The 20,043-nt window shown below is 59.1% G+C and carries 18 protein-coding genes and 2 tRNA genes; 13 read left to right on the top strand and 7 right to left on the bottom strand.

Annotation, left to right across the window (positions count from 1 at the left end; genetic code table 11):
- Nucleotides 1-2: 2 nt before the first annotated feature.
- The 4 genes from HD598_RS05090 to otsA all read right to left on the bottom strand — a co-directional run bounded on the left by HD598_RS05090 (nucleotide 3) and on the right by otsA (nucleotide 4,796).
- Nucleotides 3-1,238: a DUF4032 domain-containing protein gene (locus HD598_RS05090; RefSeq protein WP_183664266.1), complete on the bottom strand. Its 1,236-nt coding sequence runs from the start codon at nucleotides 1,236-1,238 to the stop codon at nucleotides 3-5.
- 82 nt (nucleotides 1,239-1,320) lie between these two features.
- On the bottom strand, nucleotides 1,321-2,478 hold the full coding sequence (locus HD598_RS05085) for an ABC transporter ATP-binding protein (protein WP_071894120.1): 1,158 nt from the start codon (nucleotides 2,476-2,478) through the stop codon (nucleotides 1,321-1,323).
- Nucleotides 2,479-2,535: 57 nt separating this feature from the next.
- The gene (gene otsB, locus HD598_RS05080; RefSeq protein WP_183664264.1) at nucleotides 2,536-3,354 is read right to left on the bottom strand and encodes a trehalose-phosphatase; all 819 of its coding nucleotides are present in this window, start codon (nucleotides 3,352-3,354) and stop codon (nucleotides 2,536-2,538) included.
- On the bottom strand, nucleotides 3,351-4,796 hold the full coding sequence (otsA, locus tag HD598_RS05075; RefSeq protein WP_311538958.1) for an alpha,alpha-trehalose-phosphate synthase (UDP-forming): 1,446 nt from the start codon (nucleotides 4,794-4,796) through the stop codon (nucleotides 3,351-3,353). The genes otsB and otsA overlap by 4 nt, the downstream gene beginning before the upstream one ends.
- A 183-nt stretch (nucleotides 4,797-4,979) precedes the next feature.
- Between otsA and HD598_RS05070 the strand changes: the two genes are divergently transcribed.
- Nucleotides 4,980-5,843 carry a DsbA family protein gene (locus HD598_RS05070; protein ID WP_183664262.1) on the top strand — a complete coding sequence of 288 codons (864 nt, stop codon included), beginning with the start codon at nucleotides 4,980-4,982 and terminating at the stop codon, nucleotides 5,841-5,843.
- A gap of 84 nt (nucleotides 5,844-5,927) precedes the next feature.
- Here the strand turns inward: HD598_RS05070 and HD598_RS05065 are convergent, their stop codons facing one another.
- Complete coding sequence (locus tag HD598_RS05065) at nucleotides 5,928-7,544, bottom strand: AMP-binding protein (protein WP_183664261.1); 1,617 nt, start codon at nucleotides 7,542-7,544, stop codon at nucleotides 5,928-5,930.
- Between the two features lie 192 nt (nucleotides 7,545-7,736).
- Between HD598_RS05065 and HD598_RS05060 the strand changes: the two genes are divergently transcribed.
- The 8 genes from HD598_RS05060 to HD598_RS05025 all read left to right on the top strand — a co-directional run bounded on the left by HD598_RS05060 (nucleotide 7,737) and on the right by HD598_RS05025 (nucleotide 13,274).
- A tRNA-Thr gene (locus HD598_RS05060) sits at nucleotides 7,737-7,813 on the top strand.
- A gap of 69 nt (nucleotides 7,814-7,882) precedes the next feature.
- On the top strand, nucleotides 7,883-8,527 hold the full coding sequence (locus tag HD598_RS05055; protein WP_183664259.1) for an SGNH/GDSL hydrolase family protein: 645 nt from the start codon (nucleotides 7,883-7,885) through the stop codon (nucleotides 8,525-8,527).
- A 511-nt stretch (nucleotides 8,528-9,038) separates the two neighbouring features.
- Nucleotides 9,039-9,887: a 3-hydroxyacyl-CoA dehydrogenase gene (locus tag HD598_RS05050; RefSeq protein WP_183664257.1), complete on the top strand. Its 849-nt coding sequence runs from the start codon at nucleotides 9,039-9,041 to the stop codon at nucleotides 9,885-9,887.
- A gap of 126 nt (nucleotides 9,888-10,013) precedes the next feature.
- On the top strand, nucleotides 10,014-10,460 hold the full coding sequence (locus HD598_RS05045) for a pyrimidine dimer DNA glycosylase/endonuclease V (RefSeq protein ID WP_183664254.1): 447 nt from the start codon (nucleotides 10,014-10,016) through the stop codon (nucleotides 10,458-10,460).
- Between the two features lie 242 nt (nucleotides 10,461-10,702).
- Nucleotides 10,703-11,782 (top strand): NYN domain-containing protein, encoded by a 1,080-nt coding sequence (locus HD598_RS05040; RefSeq protein ID WP_183664252.1) that lies wholly within the window; start codon nucleotides 10,703-10,705, stop codon nucleotides 11,780-11,782.
- 72 nt (nucleotides 11,783-11,854) lie between these two features.
- Entirely contained in the window at nucleotides 11,855-12,520 is a 666-nt protein-coding gene (locus HD598_RS05035; RefSeq protein ID WP_183664250.1) for an NADPH-dependent F420 reductase, read from the top strand.
- Nucleotides 12,521-12,638: 118 nt separating this feature from the next.
- Nucleotides 12,639-12,712 (top strand) — tRNA-Val (locus HD598_RS05030).
- Nucleotides 12,713-12,830: 118 nt separating this feature from the next.
- Nucleotides 12,831-13,274 (top strand): hypothetical protein, encoded by a 444-nt coding sequence (locus HD598_RS05025; protein WP_071894111.1) that lies wholly within the window; start codon nucleotides 12,831-12,833, stop codon nucleotides 13,272-13,274.
- Between the two features lie 3 nt (nucleotides 13,275-13,277).
- Here HD598_RS05025 and HD598_RS05020 read toward each other — a convergent pair whose 3' ends face one another.
- Nucleotides 13,278-14,315: an LLM class flavin-dependent oxidoreductase gene (locus HD598_RS05020; RefSeq protein WP_183664248.1), complete on the bottom strand. Its 1,038-nt coding sequence runs from the start codon at nucleotides 14,313-14,315 to the stop codon at nucleotides 13,278-13,280.
- A 192-nt stretch (nucleotides 14,316-14,507) separates the two neighbouring features.
- Here HD598_RS05020 and HD598_RS05015 point away from each other — a divergent pair, with 192 nt between their 5' ends.
- A complete protein-coding gene (locus HD598_RS05015; protein ID WP_183664246.1) occupies nucleotides 14,508-16,070 on the top strand; it encodes a threonine/serine exporter family protein in 1,563 nt (520 codons plus the stop codon).
- 12 nt (nucleotides 16,071-16,082) lie between these two features.
- Here the strand turns inward: HD598_RS05015 and HD598_RS05010 are convergent, their stop codons facing one another.
- Entirely contained in the window at nucleotides 16,083-16,871 is a 789-nt protein-coding gene (locus tag HD598_RS05010; RefSeq protein WP_183664244.1) for a uracil-DNA glycosylase, read from the bottom strand.
- A 91-nt stretch (nucleotides 16,872-16,962) separates the two neighbouring features.
- Here HD598_RS05010 and HD598_RS05005 point away from each other — a divergent pair, with 91 nt between their 5' ends.
- The 3 genes from HD598_RS05005 to groL all read left to right on the top strand — a co-directional run bounded on the left by HD598_RS05005 (nucleotide 16,963) and on the right by groL (nucleotide 20,026).
- Nucleotides 16,963-17,268: a DUF3263 domain-containing protein gene (locus HD598_RS05005; protein ID WP_183664242.1), complete on the top strand. Its 306-nt coding sequence runs from the start codon at nucleotides 16,963-16,965 to the stop codon at nucleotides 17,266-17,268.
- A gap of 44 nt (nucleotides 17,269-17,312) precedes the next feature.
- Nucleotides 17,313-18,116, top strand: a complete 804-nt coding sequence (locus HD598_RS05000; protein WP_183664240.1) for a hypothetical protein — start codon at nucleotides 17,313-17,315, stop codon at nucleotides 18,114-18,116.
- 281 nt (nucleotides 18,117-18,397) lie between these two features.
- On the top strand, nucleotides 18,398-20,026 hold the full coding sequence (gene groL / locus HD598_RS04995; protein WP_071894107.1) for a chaperonin GroEL: 1,629 nt from the start codon (nucleotides 18,398-18,400) through the stop codon (nucleotides 20,024-20,026).
- Nucleotides 20,027-20,043: the final 17 nt, after the last annotated feature.

Raw genomic sequence — 20,043 nt, 5'->3', positions numbered from 1 at the left:
GACTAGTCCGCGCCCTCGGTGATGTCCCTCGAGTCCAACACGAGCGCGCGCTCGTCGCGACGGTGCGCCAGTACGTTTTGGACGTAGGACTGAACTGTCTCTGACAAGGGAACGTTCTGGCCGCGGTGCTCGGAGATGAACCAGCGGTGTTCCAGGACCTCGTGAACAATCTGCGCGGGTTCTAGCCGTGTACGCATGTCATCGGGAATGCCGCTCATGATCTTCTCAAAAGTGTCCTGCATCCACCAGGAGGCGCCCAGTTCTTCGGGCATGCCCGGGTGGCGGCGCGCGGCATAGGCGTCGATGTCATTGAGGATACGTCGAGCTTGGAGTTCGCCCACGTCAAGGCCGGTCAGGCGCATGAGGCGGCGGGTGTGGTGGCCCGGCTCCACCACGCGGGGGACCAGCGTCAAGCGGTGACCGTCGCCGGTGGTTTCGAGCGAGATCTCACCGACGTCAAAGCCCAGAGCATTGAGGGAACGGACGCGTTCGTCCACGCGCCATCGCTCGGAAATATCGAAAGAGTCCGGGTGGGTGAGCTCGGCCCAGAGCGCTCGGTAACGCTCTACCAGGAGCTGGCCGGTACCCACAGCGTCGAGTTCTTCTTCGGCGAGACCGCCCTCGGTGAGGTCCATGACTTCGCCGGCAATGTTTTCCATGGCGATCTGAACGTCGTAGTTACGTTGACCGCGGGAAAGTGACGGGTGCAGCTCGCCGGTTTCGGCGTCCACCAGGTAGGCGGCGAAGCCTTCCGCGTCTCGGCGGAACAGCACGTTGGACAGCGACACGTCGCCCCAGTAGAAGCCCACCAAGTGCAGCTTCACCAACAGGACCGCTAGGGCGTCAATCAGTCGGTGCAAGGTGTCTCGCCGCAATTGGCGGGAGAAGAGCGCACGGTAGGGCAAGGAGTATGACAAGTGGCGGGTGACCAGAGCGGCGCCCAAATCATCTCCGGTGGGGGAGCGGCGGTTCAGGACGATCGCCACGGGCTCCACGCTGGGAACCTTCAACGCGTTCAGCCGGCGCAGCATGTCATATTCGTGGCGGGCCGGCCGCTCCACGGTCTCTTTGACGGCCACCACTTCGGTACCCATGTAGGCGAATCGCACCACGTGGCGGGAGAGACCGCGGGGCATGGCGGCGAGGTTTCCCGCGGGCCACTCTTCAAGAGGAGTGTCCCACGGGAAATCCACGAGAGCAGGGTTGATTGACGCCGAGATAATCCGAACGTCGCTCACATTCTCACCCTGCTTTCACTGCCGATTCACTGCCGTGCTGTTCGTTCAGCAGTGCTCTTAGTCGAGCCGTGCTGTTCGCTACTTAGTGTGCGTCCTCGGTGAGACCCTGGAGCGCGTGAACGTCCGCCAGATCCGCCACCGGGGTATCCGCTGGGGTCTCAGCGCCCAATCGCAGGCCAGATTCGGCATCGAAGAGGTGCACGTGACCTTCGCGAGGAACCACGTGAATGGAATCGCCACCGCGCGGCGGCTTACGACCATCCACACGGATCACCATGTGCTGTTCGGATCCGCCTACATTGGAGCGTCCATACACGTACGCGTCCGCGCCGAGCTCTTCCACTACGTCAACATCGACGGCCAAGCCGGAACCGGCTGGAACCAGGTCGAGGTCTTCGGGGCGAACACCCAACGTGACCGTTTGGCCCGTGGCTGCGTTCAAGGTGGACGAAGACACCGGGTAAATGGTGTCACCGAACTTCACGCCGCCATCCACTACCGGAAGCTGCAGAAGGTTCATGGCAGGGGAGCCGATGAACCCGGCAACAAACACATTTGCGGGGTGGTCGTACAAATTGCGCGGCGTATCGACCTGCTGGAGCTGACCGTCCTTGAGCACGGCCACGCGGTCACCCATGGTCATGGCTTCCACTTGGTCGTGCGTCACGTAGACCGTGGTGACCTTAAGGCGGCGGGTCAGTGAGGCGATCTGGGTGCGAGTCTGCACGCGCAGCTTGGCATCCAAGTTGGAGAGCGGTTCATCCATGAGGAAGACCTGTGGGCTACGCACAATCGCGCGGCCCATGGCCACACGCTGACGCTGACCACCGGAGAGCTCTTTGGGCTTGCGCTTGAGGTACGGCTCGAGGTCCAGCAGCTTCGCTGCCTCGAGGACGCGAGCCTCACGCTCGGCCTTGTCGATGCCGGCAATCTTGAGCGCGAATCCCATGTTGTCGCCCACCGTCATGTGCGGGTAGAGCGCGTAGTTCTGGAAGACCATCGCGATGTCGCGATCCTTGGGCGGAACGTTGGTGACGTCGCGGTCACCAATCAAAACCCGTCCTGCGTTGATGTCTTCAAGTCCTGCGAGCATGCGCAACGCGGTGGACTTTCCGCAACCGGATGGTCCTACGAGAACCAAGAATTCGCCGTCCGCGATGCTCAGGTTGAGCGAGTCAACAGCAGGCTTGACGCTGTTGGGATAAATGCGCGTGGCATTGTCATACGTTACTGAAGCCATGGAAAAACAACCCTTCACGGGCAGGTACGTGCCCGACGATCCGTAGTGATAGGAGTCTCAGCTTCTCACATCAAGGACCAGTTGCAATAGGGCAGGAAGGGATTCGGGGCCGGAAATTCTGAACTCGGCGATAGTTTCCCCGGATCCCACCTTCACGGTGACGTCTTGACCGGCCTTCAGCGCGGCGAATCCTTGCTCATCTGTGACATCGTCTCCGGCGAAAAGGAGGCAGTCAGCCCCCGTTTGTTCGCGCAACCAAATGAGCCCCTCGCCCTTGCTTGAGTGCGCAACCGCGGCTTCAAGGATTTCCTTGCCGTGCTTGAGGCTCACTCCGTTGAGGCTCGCGAGGGCTTTTTCCGCCATGACCACGGCGCCGCTCGCCTCCTCTGCCCCCATTCCGCGAGTGTGCAACACGGTAGAGAGAGTCTTGTATTCGAGGAAGGAGCCAGGATGCTTGCTTTGGACGCTTTCAAGAACCTCAGTAACGGTCGCCAACAGTTCGCGTTGCGCTTCCGTGAGCGGAACTGCGGGGTCCACGTTCGCGGTGACGGGGGTGCGGAGTTCGGCGCCGTGACTTCCTACAAGGAAGGAATGCTCTCCAGGTTCCGCAACTACTTGCAAACTCGCGATGTCCCGGCCGGACACGAGCGCCAAGAAAGTTGGACGGGCACTCGCAACCGTTGCTGCGGCGAGCTCATCCAGCTTTCGTAGGAGTCTCGCGGTGGCGGGCAGCGCTCGAGCGTCCTCGGGGCGAGCGACCAGCGGCGAGATGGTGCCGTCGAAGTCGAGGGCTATCAAAAGACGCTCTGCATTCTGCAGTCGCGCTCCGAGTTCGCTTTCGCGGCGGAAATTTTCCGGTACGACGACGCGGCTCACTTCTCTGCCCCAACTTCAATTTCTTCGTTACTCAAGGAGCGCAAGAAGGTTTCCGACCACCGCGTGACGTCTTGGCTGAGGATGTGGCGTCGCATGATGCGCATCCGTCGCTTCGCTTCAGCTTCCGGCATCTCCACGGCTTGAACGATCGCGTCCTTGAGTCCGTCGATGTCATGAGGATTGACTTGGATGGCGTGGCGGAGCTGGTCGGCGGCGCCCGTGAATTCGGAGAGAACCAGGACGCCCACTTGGTCGTCTTGGGAGGCTACGTATTCTTTGGCCACCAAGTTCATGCCGTCGCGCAGCGCGGTCACCAGGATGACGTCGGCGACCATGTACATAGCCACCATCTCTTCCACCGGGTACGAGTGGTGCAAGTAGCGGATAGCCGTGTGGCTCAAGGTGTCATGCTCGCCGTTGATGCGGCCCACGAGCCCTTCTACTTCTTCGCGCAGGTTCAGGTAACTGCCCACGCGTTCGCGGCTGGGGCTAGCAACCTGCACCAAACACGCTTGGCCCACCGAGAGGCGGCCGTCGTCTAAAAGTTCTCCGAACGCCTTGATGCGGTGTGCAATGCCCTTGGTGTAATCAAGTCGGTCCACCCCGAGCAGGACCGTGTCCGGATTGCCGAGTTCGCTGCGGATCTGCTTGGCGCGCTCTTGCACCTCGGGGGATTTCGCGAGGTCAATGATGCGTTGGGTATCAATAGAAATGGGGTGCGCCTCAGCGCGAGAAATATGTGTCGGCGTGCCTGCGTCGTCGTGCACATGAACCGCAGAACCGCGCACAATATGGCCCCGCAAGCGACGAATGCTGCGCAAGAAGTTGTTTGCATCGCTTTGCCGCTGGAAGCCCACCAAATCCGCACCCAGCAAGCCGTCCAAAATGCGTGCGCGCCACGGCAGTTGCGCAAAAATCTCATAGGGCGGGAACGGAATGTGGTTGAAGAAGCCGATCTTCACGTCGGGTCGGGCTGATCGTAGCATCGCCGGAACCAACTGCAATTGGTAATCCTGCACCCACACCACGGCGTTGGGAGCGGCAATTTCACTCACGGCCTCCGCGAAGCGGCGATTCACGCGCTCGTACCGGTCCCACCAGGTGCGGTGATACTCCGGAGAAACAATTACGTCGTGATAGAGCGGCCAGAGGGTGGCGTTGGAGAAGCCTTCGTAATACATCTCAACGTCCTCGGCGGACAACGGGACCGGCACCAAGTGCATGTTGCCTTGATCGAAAGGTTCCACCGTCTCGTCCGGAGCGCCGTGCCAACCCACCCACGCGCCGTCGTTATTCTCCATGACCGGAGCCAAAGCAGTTACCAAGCCGCCGGGGGAACGCTGCCACACCGGTTCGCCGTCTGCGCCGATTTTCCGGTCTACCGGAAGCCTGTTGGCCACCACAATGAAGTCATAGGCGTTCGCGGATGTTGCTACTGTCACCGTGGTGCTCCTAATGCAAGTGTGCAGATGGTCATCAATGAGGCGATCTACTGATTCAATCTATCGCCTTTCGGCTTTCCTCAGCAGAGGAACTTGAATCCTCAAGAAACCCTGAGAACCTTGAATAAGCCTTTCCTCTAGACTTTGACCGAGGAATCTCGAATAAGAAGGAAGCAACGACACATGGCTAACAACTCGCCGACTCCACGTGGAGATAGTGCCGCAGCCTGTGAGAAAGCACGTCAGTTCAGTGCTCAGCAGGCGGCCTCGCAAAAACGTAAGGGACTTTGGGTCAAGATCGGCGTGCTCGTGGCCGTCGTTGCGATCATCGCGATCGTGGCCGCTATTGTCCTGCAGCAGAACAAGGGACAAGTCGCTGACGCCGGCCCCGTTCCAGCTGGTGGTAACACCAACGGTGGTATCACGTTGGTGACCTCGACTGAACTCGCGAGCACCGAATCCGGCCAGACCGTTGACCTTAACAACGCCGGCGCTACCCCCACTGCTGCCGGAACCCCAGCCCCTCGTGGCGTTGTGAAGGCCGAAGCTGGCGATCCGCTCCAGCTCATCATGTACGTGGACGCTAACTGCGTGTACTGTGCTGACTTCGAGAGCGAATACGGCGACGATCTCAAGACGTGGCTGGACGCTAAGGACATCACCCTCGAGTACCGCAATGTGGCCTTCCTGGACCGCGGTTCACCAACCAACTACTCTTCGCGCGGCGCTAACGCTTTCGCATGTGTAGCTAACGAAGCTCCTGCTTCCTACTTCAGCTTCGCCACCGCTGTGTTCGCTCACCACGCTGAGGGCGAGATGACCAACGCCGAGTTGGCTCAGATGGCCAAGGACAACGGCGCTGACGTTGAAAGCTGCATCGAGGACGGCACTTACCGTCCGTTCGTCAAGTACACCACGCAGGCTGCCTTGGCTGATTCCATCAGCGGCACCCCTTCGATGTTCTTGAACGGTGAAGAATGGAACGGCACGTCCGATCCTGACTTCAAGGCTTGGGCTCAGAGCATCATCGACGCTCACAAGGGCTAAAGTTTCGTAAAAAGAGAAGGCTCGCACTCGCCGGTTGGCGGTGCGAGCCTTCTCTTTGCTCTGAGAAGTATCTTCTTGAACCCGCTACTTTGCTTGCTCGCGTAAGACGAAGCGTTGGATCTTGCCGGACGGGGTCTTGGGCAAGCTCTCCACATAGACCACTCGGCGCGGGTAGGCGTGCGCGGAGTATTCAGACTTGACGTGCTTCTTGAGCTCGTCCGTCAACGCCTCCGAGCCTTCGTGGCCGTTGGCGAGCACTACATACGCCACTACAACCTCGCCGCGAATCTCATCTGGCTCGCCCACCACGGCAGACTCCTGCACGGCAGGGTGCGTGGCCAGAGCTGACTCAACGTCGAACGGGCCAATGCGGTAGCCGGCCATCAAGATGATGTCGTCGTCGCGGGACTGGAAGTAGAAGTAACCGTCTTCGTCGCGGCGGCCAGCGTCGCCGGTGTAATACCACTTGCCGTCAGCGCTGAAACGTTGAGCGGTGCGCTCCGGGGCGTCTTTGTAACCGTGGAACCACGCGAGAGGAGACTCGGGGACGTTGACTGCAACCCGGCCCGGCTGGTTAGGGGCGGCGATCACGTCAGACTCGTTTTCGAGGACCTCGCACGTAAAGCCTGGAAGGGCATGCCCCATAGACAGTGGGCGAGCAACGCGCGCGAGCTCATCTGCCCATGCGTTCACAATGAACATGCCCAGTTCGGTCTGGCCGTACTGATCCAGGACCTCACTGCCCAAGTGCTCCTTGGACCAAACCGATACTTCGGGAGTCAGCGGCTCGCCAGCAGAGCTAGCTCGACGCAAGGAAAAGTTCGATCCCTCGGGAATTCCCGCGGCCCGCAAGCTGCGGTACATCGTGGGAGCTGACAAGAAGTTGGTGACCTTGAACTTCTCCATCACGGCAAAACACGTCTTCGCATCGAAGCCCGCGCGGAGGAAAAGGTTGCGTTTGCCGGAGACCATGGCTCCCAGAACGCCATAGTAGAGGCCCAAAGCCCAGCCCGGATCCGCGGCATTCCAGAACACGTCCTCATCCCGCACATCAAGGCTCGCCTCAATGTACTGGCGGAACGCGGCCAACGCGAAAATCGGAACCGGAACGCCCTTGGGGTGACCCGTGGTTCCGGACGTAAAGATCAGCACCAGCGGGGTGTCCTTCGTTCCCGCAAAGGCCGGGAAGCCCGGCTCCTCCTGCGCAACCAGCGCCTCAAGTGAGAGATCCTCGGGGACCTGAGCTGCGTCGTCGTACTCAGAAGCGGAACCAGAAATCACGACGGTAGCCGCGGTGTCCTCAATCTTGGTGCGCTGATCCGCGTCCACCACCACAACCTTCGCGGCGCTCGCGGTGAGCCGAAGCTCGATCGCAGGCCACGCAAACGCCGTGAACAGCGGAACCTCCACGGCGCCCAGACGCCAAATGCCCAACAGCGTGGCCAACATGTCTGCGGACTTACTCATGAGTGTCGCCACGTGATCGCCGGGCTTCACACCCAACTTGGACAGCGCGCTCGCAACCTTCTCAGAGCGCTCGCGAAGCTCACCATACGTCAGGTCAACAGCGTTCAAATCGGCATCAATGCACGTGAACGCAACCTTCGCAGGATCGTGGCGATCGTTGAGCAACTCTGCCGCGATCACCTTGTCAGTAGTCACGTCCGCCATATACTCGGCGACGGTAGGCAAACTGGTCATGCGCTTCCTCTCTCGAAGTCTCTCGTGAGTCTACGACTTTGCGCCCTGAAAATCCGTGGAAGAAACCCCGAATGAACTGATCTATCCGCGCGGCGGCCGGGTGGGATGTGGAGAGGCGATTCGTTCCGGTGCTGAAGTTCAGCTAACATTAACGGGTTGATAATTCGGGGGTTCGCCGCCGAATGTGAACGTGCCTCCTTAGCTCAGTTGGCCAGAGCACCTGTCTTGTAAACAGGGGGTCACCGGTTCGAATCCGGTAGGGGGCTCCACTTATGTCTGGAACGTCATGGCCTGACTCAATTCCACCGGATAGCGACCCGATTCGCTAGCTTTGGATCATGTCCAAGATCTGGAAGATCGTCCTCATCCTTTCGATAGCGCTGAACGTGCTGGGGCTTGCTGCTATTGGCTGGTACACGGCCCATGTTGGCCCTCGAACCGTGGCTGAACAGGCAGGGATCGTTGAGCCGCGTCGAACGGCCTTCCAGTTCTTCGCAGACGAAAGATTCGATGATTTACCTGGCGCAGACACGCTCGTTATTGGCGACTCCCTTGTAGAGCAAGGACGCTGGAGTGAACTGTTGGAGCGTCCGGTTGCCAACCGTGGAATTTACGGTGCAAAGACATCCGAAATTACGGGTTGGGCGTCCAAGATTCATCCTGAAACTCAAACAGTCATTGTGTGGGCCGGCACGAATGATGCGCTCGATTCCGTCGATTTTGCGCAAGACTACGAACAACTCCTGCGCGCCATCGAATCTGCAACGGATGCTCGCATAATTACACTCACGGCGCCTCCCGCTAGGGGGTTTGACACAAGCGCAGTCAACCTGACTATCAACGAAGTTTCCGCACAACATAACGCGGTTGTTGTCGACGTGACAGACGCGCTTTCGCAGGATGGAATGCTAGCAAACGACGGACTGCATCTCAGCGGCGCCGGGTACGTTCAAGTTGCGAAACTCTTGGCCTCAAAGTTATGAGTGAACGGGTCAAGGACCCTGTAGCGATCTAGAAGGATGCGGATCTCCGAAATCTTGTTGCAATGCGCGGTTAGAGTGCGCCACACCGTTGAAACCTCATCGAGCTATGGTGCTCCCGGAATTCGAAAAAACAAGTGCAAAGTGCGAACCGATATCCACTGCCGGCACCGTTATAACCGTGGAGTGACAGTGCAGTCATGTCCGCCGAAAATATCAACACTCCTACCGTCATGATCGCAGCGTTGCGGTCTAGATGTTGGGCAATTCCTGAGCGGGAATATAAAGCTCATGCGAGCCCTTGAATCACTCATTGACTTAAGAGATTTCGGTTTTATGGCGGGTGGTATTTGAAGCATTATAGTATAATTTTTGCACAGCATTTTCTCTATCAATATAGATAGCTCGAAACCACCCAACTCCATCCCATTGACCACCGCGACTATGCGGTGACACGCAGAGCATTAGAGGCGCGGGCTTCGCCCGTAGCTCTCATTTCACAACAGGAGAAGTCATGCAAAACCTCACGGTCCTCGGCACGGGTGTGCTCGGATCACAAATCGCTTTTCAGGCCGCATACAACGGTAAAGACGTTGTTGCCTACGATCTCACTGACGAGATTCTCACCAAGCTAGAGGCTCGCTGGGAGTACCTCAAGCCGTTGTACTTGCGTGACCTTCCGGACGCTACCCCAGAGAAGCTCGATGCTGCAGTAGCACGCATTCGCACCTCCAGTGATCTTGCACACGCGCTCTCTGACGCCGATCTCGTGATTGAAGCCGTTCCAGAAGTTCTAGAGATCAAGCGTGAGACGTGGGCCAAGGCCGGCGCTGTTGCGCCGGAAAAGACCATTTTTGCCACGAACTCGTCCACCCTGCTGCCAAGCGACATCGCAGACGCTTCGGGCCGTCCCGAGAAGTTCTTGGCCCTTCACTTCGCCAACGAAGTCTGGCGCCAGAACACCGGCGAAGTCATGGGGCACGCTGGTACGGATCCGCAGTACGCTGACGCCGTGGCACAGTTCGCCGAGGAAATTGGCATGGTAGCCATTCGCCTGAAGAAAGAGCAGCCAGGCTACATCGTGAACTCACTGTTGGTTCCACTGTTGACGGCAGCATCCAAGCTCTACGCGCGAGATGTGGCCGATTTCAAGGTCATCGACGAAACGTGGCGTCAGGCCACTGGCTCGCCGTACGGGCCTTTTGAAATTTACGACATCGTCGGGATGCTCACCCCGTACAACCTCAACGCCAACAGCCAGGACCCCGAAATGCGCGAATTCGCGGCGATCCTTAAGCGTGACTACATCGATAAGGGACGTTTGGGCCGGGCAACCGGCAAGGGCTTCTACGACTACGAGTAGTCGCATGGTGCGCTTGGCCTCCCAAAGGCTGGGCGCACCGCTTTTTTGTTTACTATCGCAAGCTTGCACTCTTCTGGACCACGAGCGAGCACCAGGCATTATTGATGTTTGAGGAACAATGGCTTCATGCGTCTCTGGAGCCTGCACCCTAGCTACCTCGATCGCCAAGCGCTCACGGGCGGTTGGCGTGAGGCGCTCTTGGCTCAGGCCGTGCTGGCGGAGCGCACCCGTGGGTACCGTTCGCACCCGCAACTCGAGCGCTTCCGAGAACACCAGAATCCTGCCGCAGCGATTGGTACGTTCTTGACCGCGCTCGCAGATGAAGCAACGTCGCGGGGCTACAACTTTGACCGCAGCCGCATTGATCGTCCCGCCGAACCCGGCGCGGAAACGGTGGCGAAGATCCCCGTTACGAGTGGCCAAATGGCGTACGAATGGCAGCACTTGTTAGCGAAACTTGAAAAACGCACGCCAGAAAAATGGGTGGAGCTGCGGCATCTTGAATTGCCGCAGCCCCACCCACTGTTCGTCAAAGTTCCTGGAGAGATCGCTTCTTGGGAGCGAGTCTCTTAGCTCGAGTTCGCCAACAAGAAGCTGGTGCGCAACATCAGGGGTTAACCGCACTCGGCTCCGCGGAGGGGCGGTTCAACTTGTGTTCCGGGGACACTACTATCGAAAGTAGGGTCCCCGGAGCCTCGAACGAGTATCGAGGACCAATTGCTGACACATGGAATCGGTTTCACCGGGGCAAAGTGGAAACCTTGTCAGCTTCGTGCTGGGAGGCCAACACGTGAGAGATAGCGGGGGTGGTTGCGGTGTATTCACAACGCGCAATCTTTATTGACGCAGGATTTTTGCATGCCGCCGGTGGCATGCACGTTGCAGGCACCAGCCTGCGCAAGGCCACCCGCATCGATCACGAACGGCTCATCAAGGGCATTCTCGAAACCACAGAAAAGCACAGCGGCCTGGACCTCTTGCGCCTCTATTGGTACGACGCCGCCAAGGACGCCCTCTTCACCCCCGAACACAAGAAAATCGGGCTGCTTCCCGGCGTCAAGGTCCGTCTGGGCCGGATGTCCTATGAGGGCAACCAAAAAGGTGTGGATCTCAAACTCGGGCTAGACCTCGTGGGAATCGCCAGAAACCGCGCCGCCTCCGTGGGCTACTTGCTCTCCGGCGACGATGATCTGGCCGAGGCCGTTGAGGAAGCCCAAGACTTGGGCATGAAAGTTGTTCTGGTGTGTCTAGAAGACGCCAGCAGTAGGCTCGGCGTCCGCTCGGTGGCAGAAAACCTTGCACTGCGCGTGGATAGCATCATCAACATTCCCAATTCGCTGATCGAAACAAGCTTCCTCCGCCAGGTTCTGGAATCCCCGGGTTCCGTGGAACCGCTACCTGGTGATCCAACCCAAGCCTCGCCTGTTGGCCCGGCCTCGGGGACCCCAGCTGCGTCGTCGTCCTCCGCGGATGCTCTTGCCTGCGCGCCGCAACCAGCGCGACCCACCCCGCTCAATATCAAACCCGCGCGGCCCAAGAAGCCGCTCGAGTACACGCCGCCACAGTTTGCGGTCTCAGAATCGACGCTCGTCTATAGCTCTACTCATCACAGCTCGGGGCTGGTACTGGGCTCGGAAGAGGACGCGCCGCTCAGCGTCGCCACAGAGGTAGGCGCCCGGGTGGCCACGCACTGGTACGGGACCGTGACGCAGCAAGAACTCAGCGACTTGCTGGTGGATCGGCCACTCTTGCCAGCGGATATTGACCGCGTTCTCCTCAAGGACTGCGCGCAAATCATCGGTGAATACAAGACGGACTACCGTTCTATTCGCCACGAGTTGCGGCGCGCGTTTTGGGCGGAACTCGAGGAACTGATCTCCGGAAAGCGAGTCTAAGCGAACCCCGGGAATCATTCACATGCATACGTTGTTGGATCAAGTAGTAAAGCAACAGCAATCTCATGGAGGATGACGGTGGAGGATCAGCAACCGCTGGCAACGTTAGGAATTCTTGGCGCCGGCCGCGTAGGTTCGGCGATCGCTAAACGTGCCGCCGAATCTGGAATCGACGTCAAAGTAGCTACCGCGAAGGATCCTCGCGAAATTTCGCTCATCCTCGAATTCATGGCGCCAGGCGCGAAAGCCGTGACGGCCGCCGAAGCGAGTGCCCAGGACGTGGTCATTCTTGCCGTCCCACTGCACAAATACGAGGACGTGGATCCAGCCTCGCTCGCCGGGAAGATCGTGGTGGATGCCATGAACTACTGGGCGCCCACGGATGGAACCGTAGACAAGTTTGAGAACGACCCACGCACGTCCTCGGAAGTGGTGCAGAGCCATTTCAGCGAATCCCGCGTGGTGAAGGCCTTCAACCACATTGGGTACCACGAGTTCGCCTCGGATGGGCGCCCTGCGGGGGATCCGGATCGCCGTGCGCTCGCGGTGGCTGGGGATGACGCCGCTGGGAAGGCTGCCGTAATGCAGATACTCGAGGTCATGGGGTACGACGCCGCGGATATCGGACCGCTGTCAGCTGGCGTCATTCTGGAGCCCGGAACGCGGATTTTTAGTGGCCGCCAGTCGTTGGATTCCTTGGTTGCGATTGTGGCTGAAGAGAGCGTCCTCGCGGGCTAATTCAGGTCCGCGAGCGATCGCGGAGTGGGTTTACGACGCAGCTCCCAATTTGGAGCCTGCCCGCATTTTGCGTAACCTATTCTGGTGCCGATTTCGGGAATCCGAATTTTGACACCTCGGTTCTTTAGCTCAGTTGGTTAGAGCGCTCGCTTCACACGTGAGAGGTCGCTGGTTCGAGTCCAGTAAGAACCACCCAGTATCAATAATGAACAACTTGGCGTCCGAGAGGGCGCCATTGTTGTTTCAGGGCTACGATCAATGTAGGTGCAGACTCGACCTTCATCAGCGGTACGCGTGAAAGGCCCACGTCATGATTCAGCCCGCAACGGATAATTCGCCAACTATTTCTGACAAGCCAAAACACCGCATTTTCCGAAACCTTGAGGTAGCGCTCGAGGAAAAACGAATTCCATCGGACAACCATTCGTTTCTCATTCAATTAATCGCAACGATCGACGTTCAAGAGATCAGCGAACGCTCCGCTTACATTCACGTCAAACGCCGCGAACCTGGCCCGGATATTCACATTCATTCAGGATGGACCGAAGGCTTTGCGTCGGCGCAAGAAATCACCAACGTGCATCCCACCGCCGAAATTCACGAGTACGGCACCAAGTTCAAACGCTGGTATGTGGTGCACCCGGAGAACCGTTTGCGCGGCCACGAAACAATGGCCGCGGCTGAGCGAATCCACGAAGTGTGCTCCGTGTGTTTCACTCAGCGCGCGGCCAATGGGACGTGCAGCTGCTATTAGCTTTTAGTCTTCGCTCAACATGTCAAGCACCATTGGCTTCACCTTGGTGCCCAACAGCTCCAGGCTCTTCATGAGGTAGGAGTGGGGGAGCGTTCCTTGGCTGTACTTGATGTCAATGCGGGACAGGCCAAGACCCTTGACCACGCGGACCATCTTGCGGGCCACCGTTTCTGGTGAGCCGGCCAGCATGTGACCGTTTTCGGCGAGGGCGGCACGCAACTCCATTTGTGATGCCTCTGGCCAGCCGCGCTCTTGACCAATGCGTGAGCGGTAGAACTGGTAGTGAGGCCACATCAGGTCAAAGACCTCTTCATCCGTCTCCGTCACGAGGCCGTGCAAGTGTGCGGAGATGGGCTGCTCGGCGTGGCCGAATTCCTGCAAGGAGCGGCGGTAGAGGCGCGTCAGTCCTTCGAAGGAGAGCGGGTTTCCGCCGATGATTGCGAGGGTGAGCGGCAGGTTGTGGCGAGCGGCGCGCACTACGGACTGCGGGCTTCCTCCAACACCCACCCAAGTCTTGATGGGGGCATTCTCAAGCAGCGGGTACACGGTCTGGTCGCGCAGCGGGGTGCGGGTCTCGCCGGACCACGTAACGGGTTCACCGGTGACAAGCTTGGCCAGCAAATCGAGCTTCTCTTCAAAGAGTTGTTCGTAGTTTTGCAGGTTGTAGCCAAAGAGCGGGAAGGACTCGATGAAGGATCCGCGGCCGGCGATGATTTCTGCGCGTCCGTTGGAAATGGCGTCCAGGGTTGCGAAGCGCTGGTAGAGGCGCACGGGATCATCCGAGCTCAACACGGTCACGGCGGTGCCCAAGTGGATGTTCTCGGTGCGGCTGGCGATGGCGGCCAAGACGATTTCCGGAGCTGAGACAGCCATATCATCGCGGTGGTGTTCGCCAACGCCGAAGAAGTCCAGTCCTACCTGATCGGCGAGGATGCCTTCGTTCACAACGTTGCGAAGCGCGTCCGCGTGAGATTCGAGCTGTCCGCTGTCGTCGAGCGCGATGTCACCGAAGGTCTCGGCGCCAATTTCAAGCTGTGCCATGGTGGGTATTCCCTTTTCGTTCAAATTTGTATGCATCTGAATGTACCAACGCAGGGTGTGCGCAGAGTATTCCCATTTCATCGGCATGTTTTCCGTCGTGTTTTCTACCACCTCAAGGGGCCGCTGACGCGCCTTACGTAGTAGCGTTATCCGCGAGAGATTGAGCGGCTAAACACGAGCAAGGGAGCGGCGTTGAGTAGCGTCCGGGACGGCGGCGAGGATGCGGAATTGCGCGCCTTGCAGGAAGCGGCTTTGGCCCGTGCAGAAGCGCGCCGCAAGTTAGGTTCAACCTCCCGCAAGGATTACGACGCCGCAGCTCCCGTTAAGCGGGACCCTGAAGTTAGTGCCGCTCGAGCAAGTGCCAGCGCGCGCACGGCGTGGAAGCGCATGTGGTCCGCCGATCAAGAACCCACGCAGGCTTTTTCCATCGTTGATCGTCTTGTGGGCAGCCCGTACGCCAATCCTCAAGTGCGGACCCTTCCGCAAGACGTCTTGGCCGTCAACACCATCGAATTTGTGTTGGATCTTGGCGAGCAGATGTTTCGCTTCGGCGCCGGCGCCCTTGAAGTTGAGACCAGCATGATCGCTGTCATGGCGTCCTTCGGTCTGCGCAACGTGGACGTGGACATCACCTACCAATCCATTCACGTCAACTACGCGCCACCGAACGGCGCTTCTCTGAGTTTGCTCCGAGTAGTGCGCTCATGGACCAACAACTACGCTGGCCTGGCCCTGGTGCACCAGTTGGTGACAGATATTGTCCAAGCCGGTGTGAGCCAGGCCGAGGCCGTGGAGCGCCTGCGTGACATCACGCGGCGACCTAAACCGTTCCCCAAATGGATCGTCAGCGCGGCCGGCGCAATTTTTGCTGGCCTCTTTGTGCTCTACATTGGTGGTTCGTTGGTGGGATCTTTGGTGGCTTTCGTGTCTTCTATCTTGGTGATGGAGATCGGCAAGCTTGGCTCTAAGTGGCGCGTTCCCGAATTCTTCGCCACCGCGGCCAGTGCGTTCGCAGCAACTGGCATTGCTATGGTGCTGTGGGCCTTTGACGCCTTGATTTCCCCGGCCATTGTGGTGGCCGGCGGCATCATGCTGTTACTCCCGAGCGCGCGCATTGTGTCCTCGGTTCAAGACGCGATCAACGGTTTCCCCGTGACAGCAGCAGGACGAGCGTTCTCGGCGATGATCACCTACGCGGCCATTGTGGCCGGCATCGTGAGCGCCTTGGTGATCGGTTCGCTTGGCGGAATCCCTAATCTCGATGTCGCCGAAGTGGTCAGTATCAGCTACCCGTGGTGGCTCATGCTCCTCATTGTGGGCGGGGCCAGCGCCGCAACTAGCGCCGTGGAGCAATCCGCAGTGCGACTCCTCTTGCCCACCGCGGCCATCGCGATGTTGGGCTTCATCGCCTACACGGTGAGCGACTGGATCGGCACCGGGGAACGGCTGACGCCAGCGATCGCCGCTGTAGTGATTGGTTTCGCGGCCCGACTTGTGGCGATGCGCATGAGCGCTCCGCAGCTGGTGATCGCCGTTCCGGCGATCGTGTTTCTCTTGCCCGGCCTGATGATCTTCCGCGCCATGTACGTCATCGCCATGAGCCCCTCCGAACTCGTAAACGGGCTCGCGGGCATGTTCAACGCGATGATGATCATCATGGCCATCGCCGCCGGAGTGGTTCTCGGCGATACCCTCGCCAGGCCCTTCACACGCGGCTGGTCCCGTAACGAGCGTCGCCGCATTAGGCGCCGCTAGACACGTTCCGTCTCAGTAAAAAAGACTCGCTTGCGCATCACCGGCAGGAATCTGCCAATCAATCGGCTCAGCGCCCTGCTCCACAAGGTACTGGTTGGTCCTGCTGAACGGGCACGAACCAAAGAATCCGCGCCGCGCGGACAGCGGTGATGGGTGGGCGCTCTGGATGAGAGGCGTCGAGCCAAACAGGGGCGCAAGAGTCTGCGCGGGTTTGCCCCACAAAATCCCCACAAGCGGATTCCCCATTGACGCCACTTCGCTCACGATCGCACTCGTGACCTCTTCCCAGCCCATCTTCTGATGAGCGCCCGCTTGCCCAGGAGCCACCGTGAGAACGCGATTCAGCAGCAGCACTCCTTGATCGACCCACACGGTGAGATCCCCGTGCTCTGCAGGGGCAATGCCCATGTCATCGTGGAGTTCCTTATAGACATTGCTCAAGCTGCGGGGGAGCGGCCGGACATGACGTTCGGTAGCGAACGCGAGCCCAATGGCGTGGCCTGGGGTCGGGTACGGATCCTGACCCAGTACGACGGCGCGCACCGCGGAAGGTGCCATCGCTAGGGACGCGAATACCCGCTCCGGTGCGGGCAAGTAAGCGGGAGCCGAGGCTGGGAGCCGGCTTGCGTCGTCGTATTGGGAATTTCGATCCTGAGAAGTCCTACCTTGGGAAGTCACACCCCGGGCAGAAATCCGAGCTGCAATTTGCGTGAGTTGCGGCTCAAAGCGCTCCAACAGCGGGAGCCAGTGCGGGTGAACCGCGGAAACATCGAAGCCGCCCAGAAAAGTACCCACAGTCATGTCTCCCATCTAACGCCGGAAATACAGCGAATGACAAGCGTGTAATTTGCGCCTAAACTGGAAAACTAGACTAAGAAGTGAGGATTTTAGCGTGAGTTCGGTAACGTCTCAGGCCGGCAACGCCGCCTTTGAATTCGATCAAACGTCATCGCTTTCTGAACTTGAACAGCGCATCTTGACGTTTGAGCGGCAGTGGTGGAAGCTTGCTGGCGCCAAAGAAGAAGCAATTCGTCAGCTGTTCGATCTTTCCGCGACCCACTATTATCAAACTCTGAACGCGTTAATCGACACGGAAGCGGCACTTGCCTACGATCCGATGTTGGTCAAGAGGCTTCGTCGCATGCGAAGCTCACGGCATAAGACGCGTTTGCAGCAGCGGCATCTTTCTGGCGCGTAGGTTCGCCCGCGCCCGCTGCGTCACTGGACGATGGAGAAGCGGACGTGCAATACCCTCAGGACGAGTTCGACAATATTCCGGAAGGCACCGGTAGCGCTGGTGCGCACCGGGGCTTTGGTGCGCCCCTTGCTGCGAGTTCAACCGCCGGGGCAGCAACTGCCGGAGCCGCTTCCGCGCCGTATGCCGCGAATTTGTCCGCCGATGATCCGCAGTACGCGGACGACTACGAATACATTTACGTCGATGACGAGCCCAGCCGCAAAGGCCTGCTCCCAATCCTGATCGCTGGAACTGCAGCGCTTGTGGTGGGTGCGTTGGCACTGTTCGTGGTTCCTAACCTGTTCAAGAACAACACCTCCACGCCTGTTCCAGTGGCATCGACGTCCACTGGATCATCGAGTCCTCTGAGCTCCTACACGTCTACTTGGACGCCGTCTTCTGATTCCACGGCCTCGTCTTCGTCTTCTTCTGCTTCGTCTTCGAAGGCGCCTGTGACCACGCAGGCTCCGCGAACCACCTACATCCCGCAGCCGACGCAGGCGCCGCGGACCACGCAGGCGCCGCGGACCACGCAGGCGCCTCGCACCACCACCAAGCCGAGCACCTCGAAAGCGCCGACCAGCACTAAGGCGCCGACGACCTCAGCGGCTCCAACGTCCGCGACGTCCGCGGCACCGACCACCACTAAGGCTCCGACGACTTCCGCTACTCCAACTTCTGTGAAGCCGTCGTCTCCAACGTCGACACCGCCGTCGACCAAGCCGACCGCTAGTTCTTCTTCGACAGCCTCGACGCCGCCTCAAAACGGAAACGGCGCATCGAAGACCACTACGCCAAAAAATCCATAGTCTTCGCGGGCTGTTCGCTCGTGGAAAGAATTCCTGCGCAAAGTGTCTCAGGAGTTTGCACTCGGTGACGGAGAGTGCCAACATGGAGTTAGCACTCACAGGCCGTGACTGCTAAGTTTCAGCCCTCGTGGTTGCACTTTGCGGATGCGGCCCCAGTGAACCCGGACTTCTCGATGAGGTTCTTGTGACTGCGGCTCCGTATGCCGTGGTGACTCGGCCGTCCGTCGCGGGCATTTGGAAGTCCATCAACGCATGAATGTTCCGAAAGGACCCTAGCCGTTATGGCCAAGATCATTGCATTTGATGAGGAAGCACGCCGCGGCCTCGAGCGTGGATTGAACACGCTCGCAGACGCCGTCAAGGTAACGCTCGGCCCACGTGGTCGCAACGTTGTTCTCGAGAAGAAGTGGGGCGCTCCCACCATCACGAACGACGGTGTTTCCATCGCTAAGGAAATCGAACTCGACGATCCGTACGAGAAGATCGGTGCGGAGCTCGTCAAGGAAGTTGCTAAGAAGACGGACGACGTCGCTGGTGACGGCACCACGACCGCTACCGTTCTTGCTCAGGCACTCGTGAAGGAAGGCCTGCGCAACGTTGCTGCCGGAGCCGACCCACTGTCCCTGAAGCGCGGCATCGAAAAGGCTGTTGAAGCTGTTACGGCTGAACTCCTTGCTTCCGCTAAGGAAATCGAAACCAAGGAAGAGATCGCCGCTACGGCATCGATCTCCGCTGGCGACTCCCAGATCGGCGAGCTCATCGCCGAGGCCCTCGACAAGGTGGGCAAGGAAGGCGTCATCACGGTCGAAGAGTCCAACACGTTTGGCCTTGACCTTGAACTGACCGAAGGTATGCGCTTCGACAAGGGCTACATCTCCGCTTACTTCGTCACCGACGCAGAGCGCCAGGAGACCGTCCTTGAAGATCCGTACATCCTGATCGTCAACTCGAAGATCTCCAACGTCAAGGACCTCGTTGCTGTCCTCGAGAAGGTCATGCAGTCCGGCAAGCCGCTGCTGATCATCGCCGAAGACATCGAAGGCGAAGCTCTTGCAACCCTCGTGGTCAACAAGATCCGTGGCCTCTTCAAGTCTGTTGCCGTTAAGGCTCCAGGCTTCGGCGACCGCCGCAAGGCCATGCTTGCTGACATCGCGATCCTCACGGGTGGCCAGGTCATCTCTGAAGAGGTTGGCCTCAAGCTTGAGAACGCTACCTTGGATCTCCTCGGTACCGCTCGCAAGGTTGTTGTCACCAAGGATGAGACCACCATCGTTGAGGGTGCTGGCTCTGCTGAGGAAATCGCCGGCCGCGTCAACCAGATTCGCGCCGAGATCGAGAACTCCGATTCCGATTACGACCGTGAGAAGCTTCAGGAGCGTCTCGCTAAGCTTGCTGGCGGCGTTGCTGTCATCAAGGCTGGCGCAGCTACCGAAGTTGAGCTCAAGGAACGTAAGCACCGCATTGAGGACGCTGTCCGCAACGCAAAGGCGGCTGTTGAAGAAGGCATCGTCGCCGGTGGTGGCGTGGCTCTGATTCAGGCTGGCGAGAAGGCTTTCGCAAAGCTCGTTCTTGAAGGTGACGAGGCTACCGGCGCTAACATCGTCAAGGTCGCCATCGAAGCTCCGCTCAAGCAGATCGCCTTCAACGCTGGCCTCGAGCCAGGCGTTGTTGCTGACAAGGTCAAGGGTCTCCCGGCTGGTCACGGCTTGAACGCTGCAACCGGCGAGTACGTTGACCTCCTTGCAGCAGGCATCAACGATCCTGTGAAGGTGACCCGCTCGGCTCTTCAGAACGCAGCTTCCATCGCTGGTCTCTTCTTGACCACCGAGGCCGTTGTTGCTGACAAGCCTGAGAAGTCTGCTCCTGCAATGCCAGGTGGAGACGAGATGGGCGGCATGGGCGGCTTCTAAGCCAACCGGACTTCCTT

This window comes from Neomicrococcus aestuarii (assembly GCF_014201135.1).
GTDB lineage: Bacteria > Actinomycetota > Actinomycetes > Actinomycetales > Micrococcaceae > Neomicrococcus > Neomicrococcus aestuarii.
This window is presented reverse-complemented; position numbering and strand designations above follow the sequence as displayed.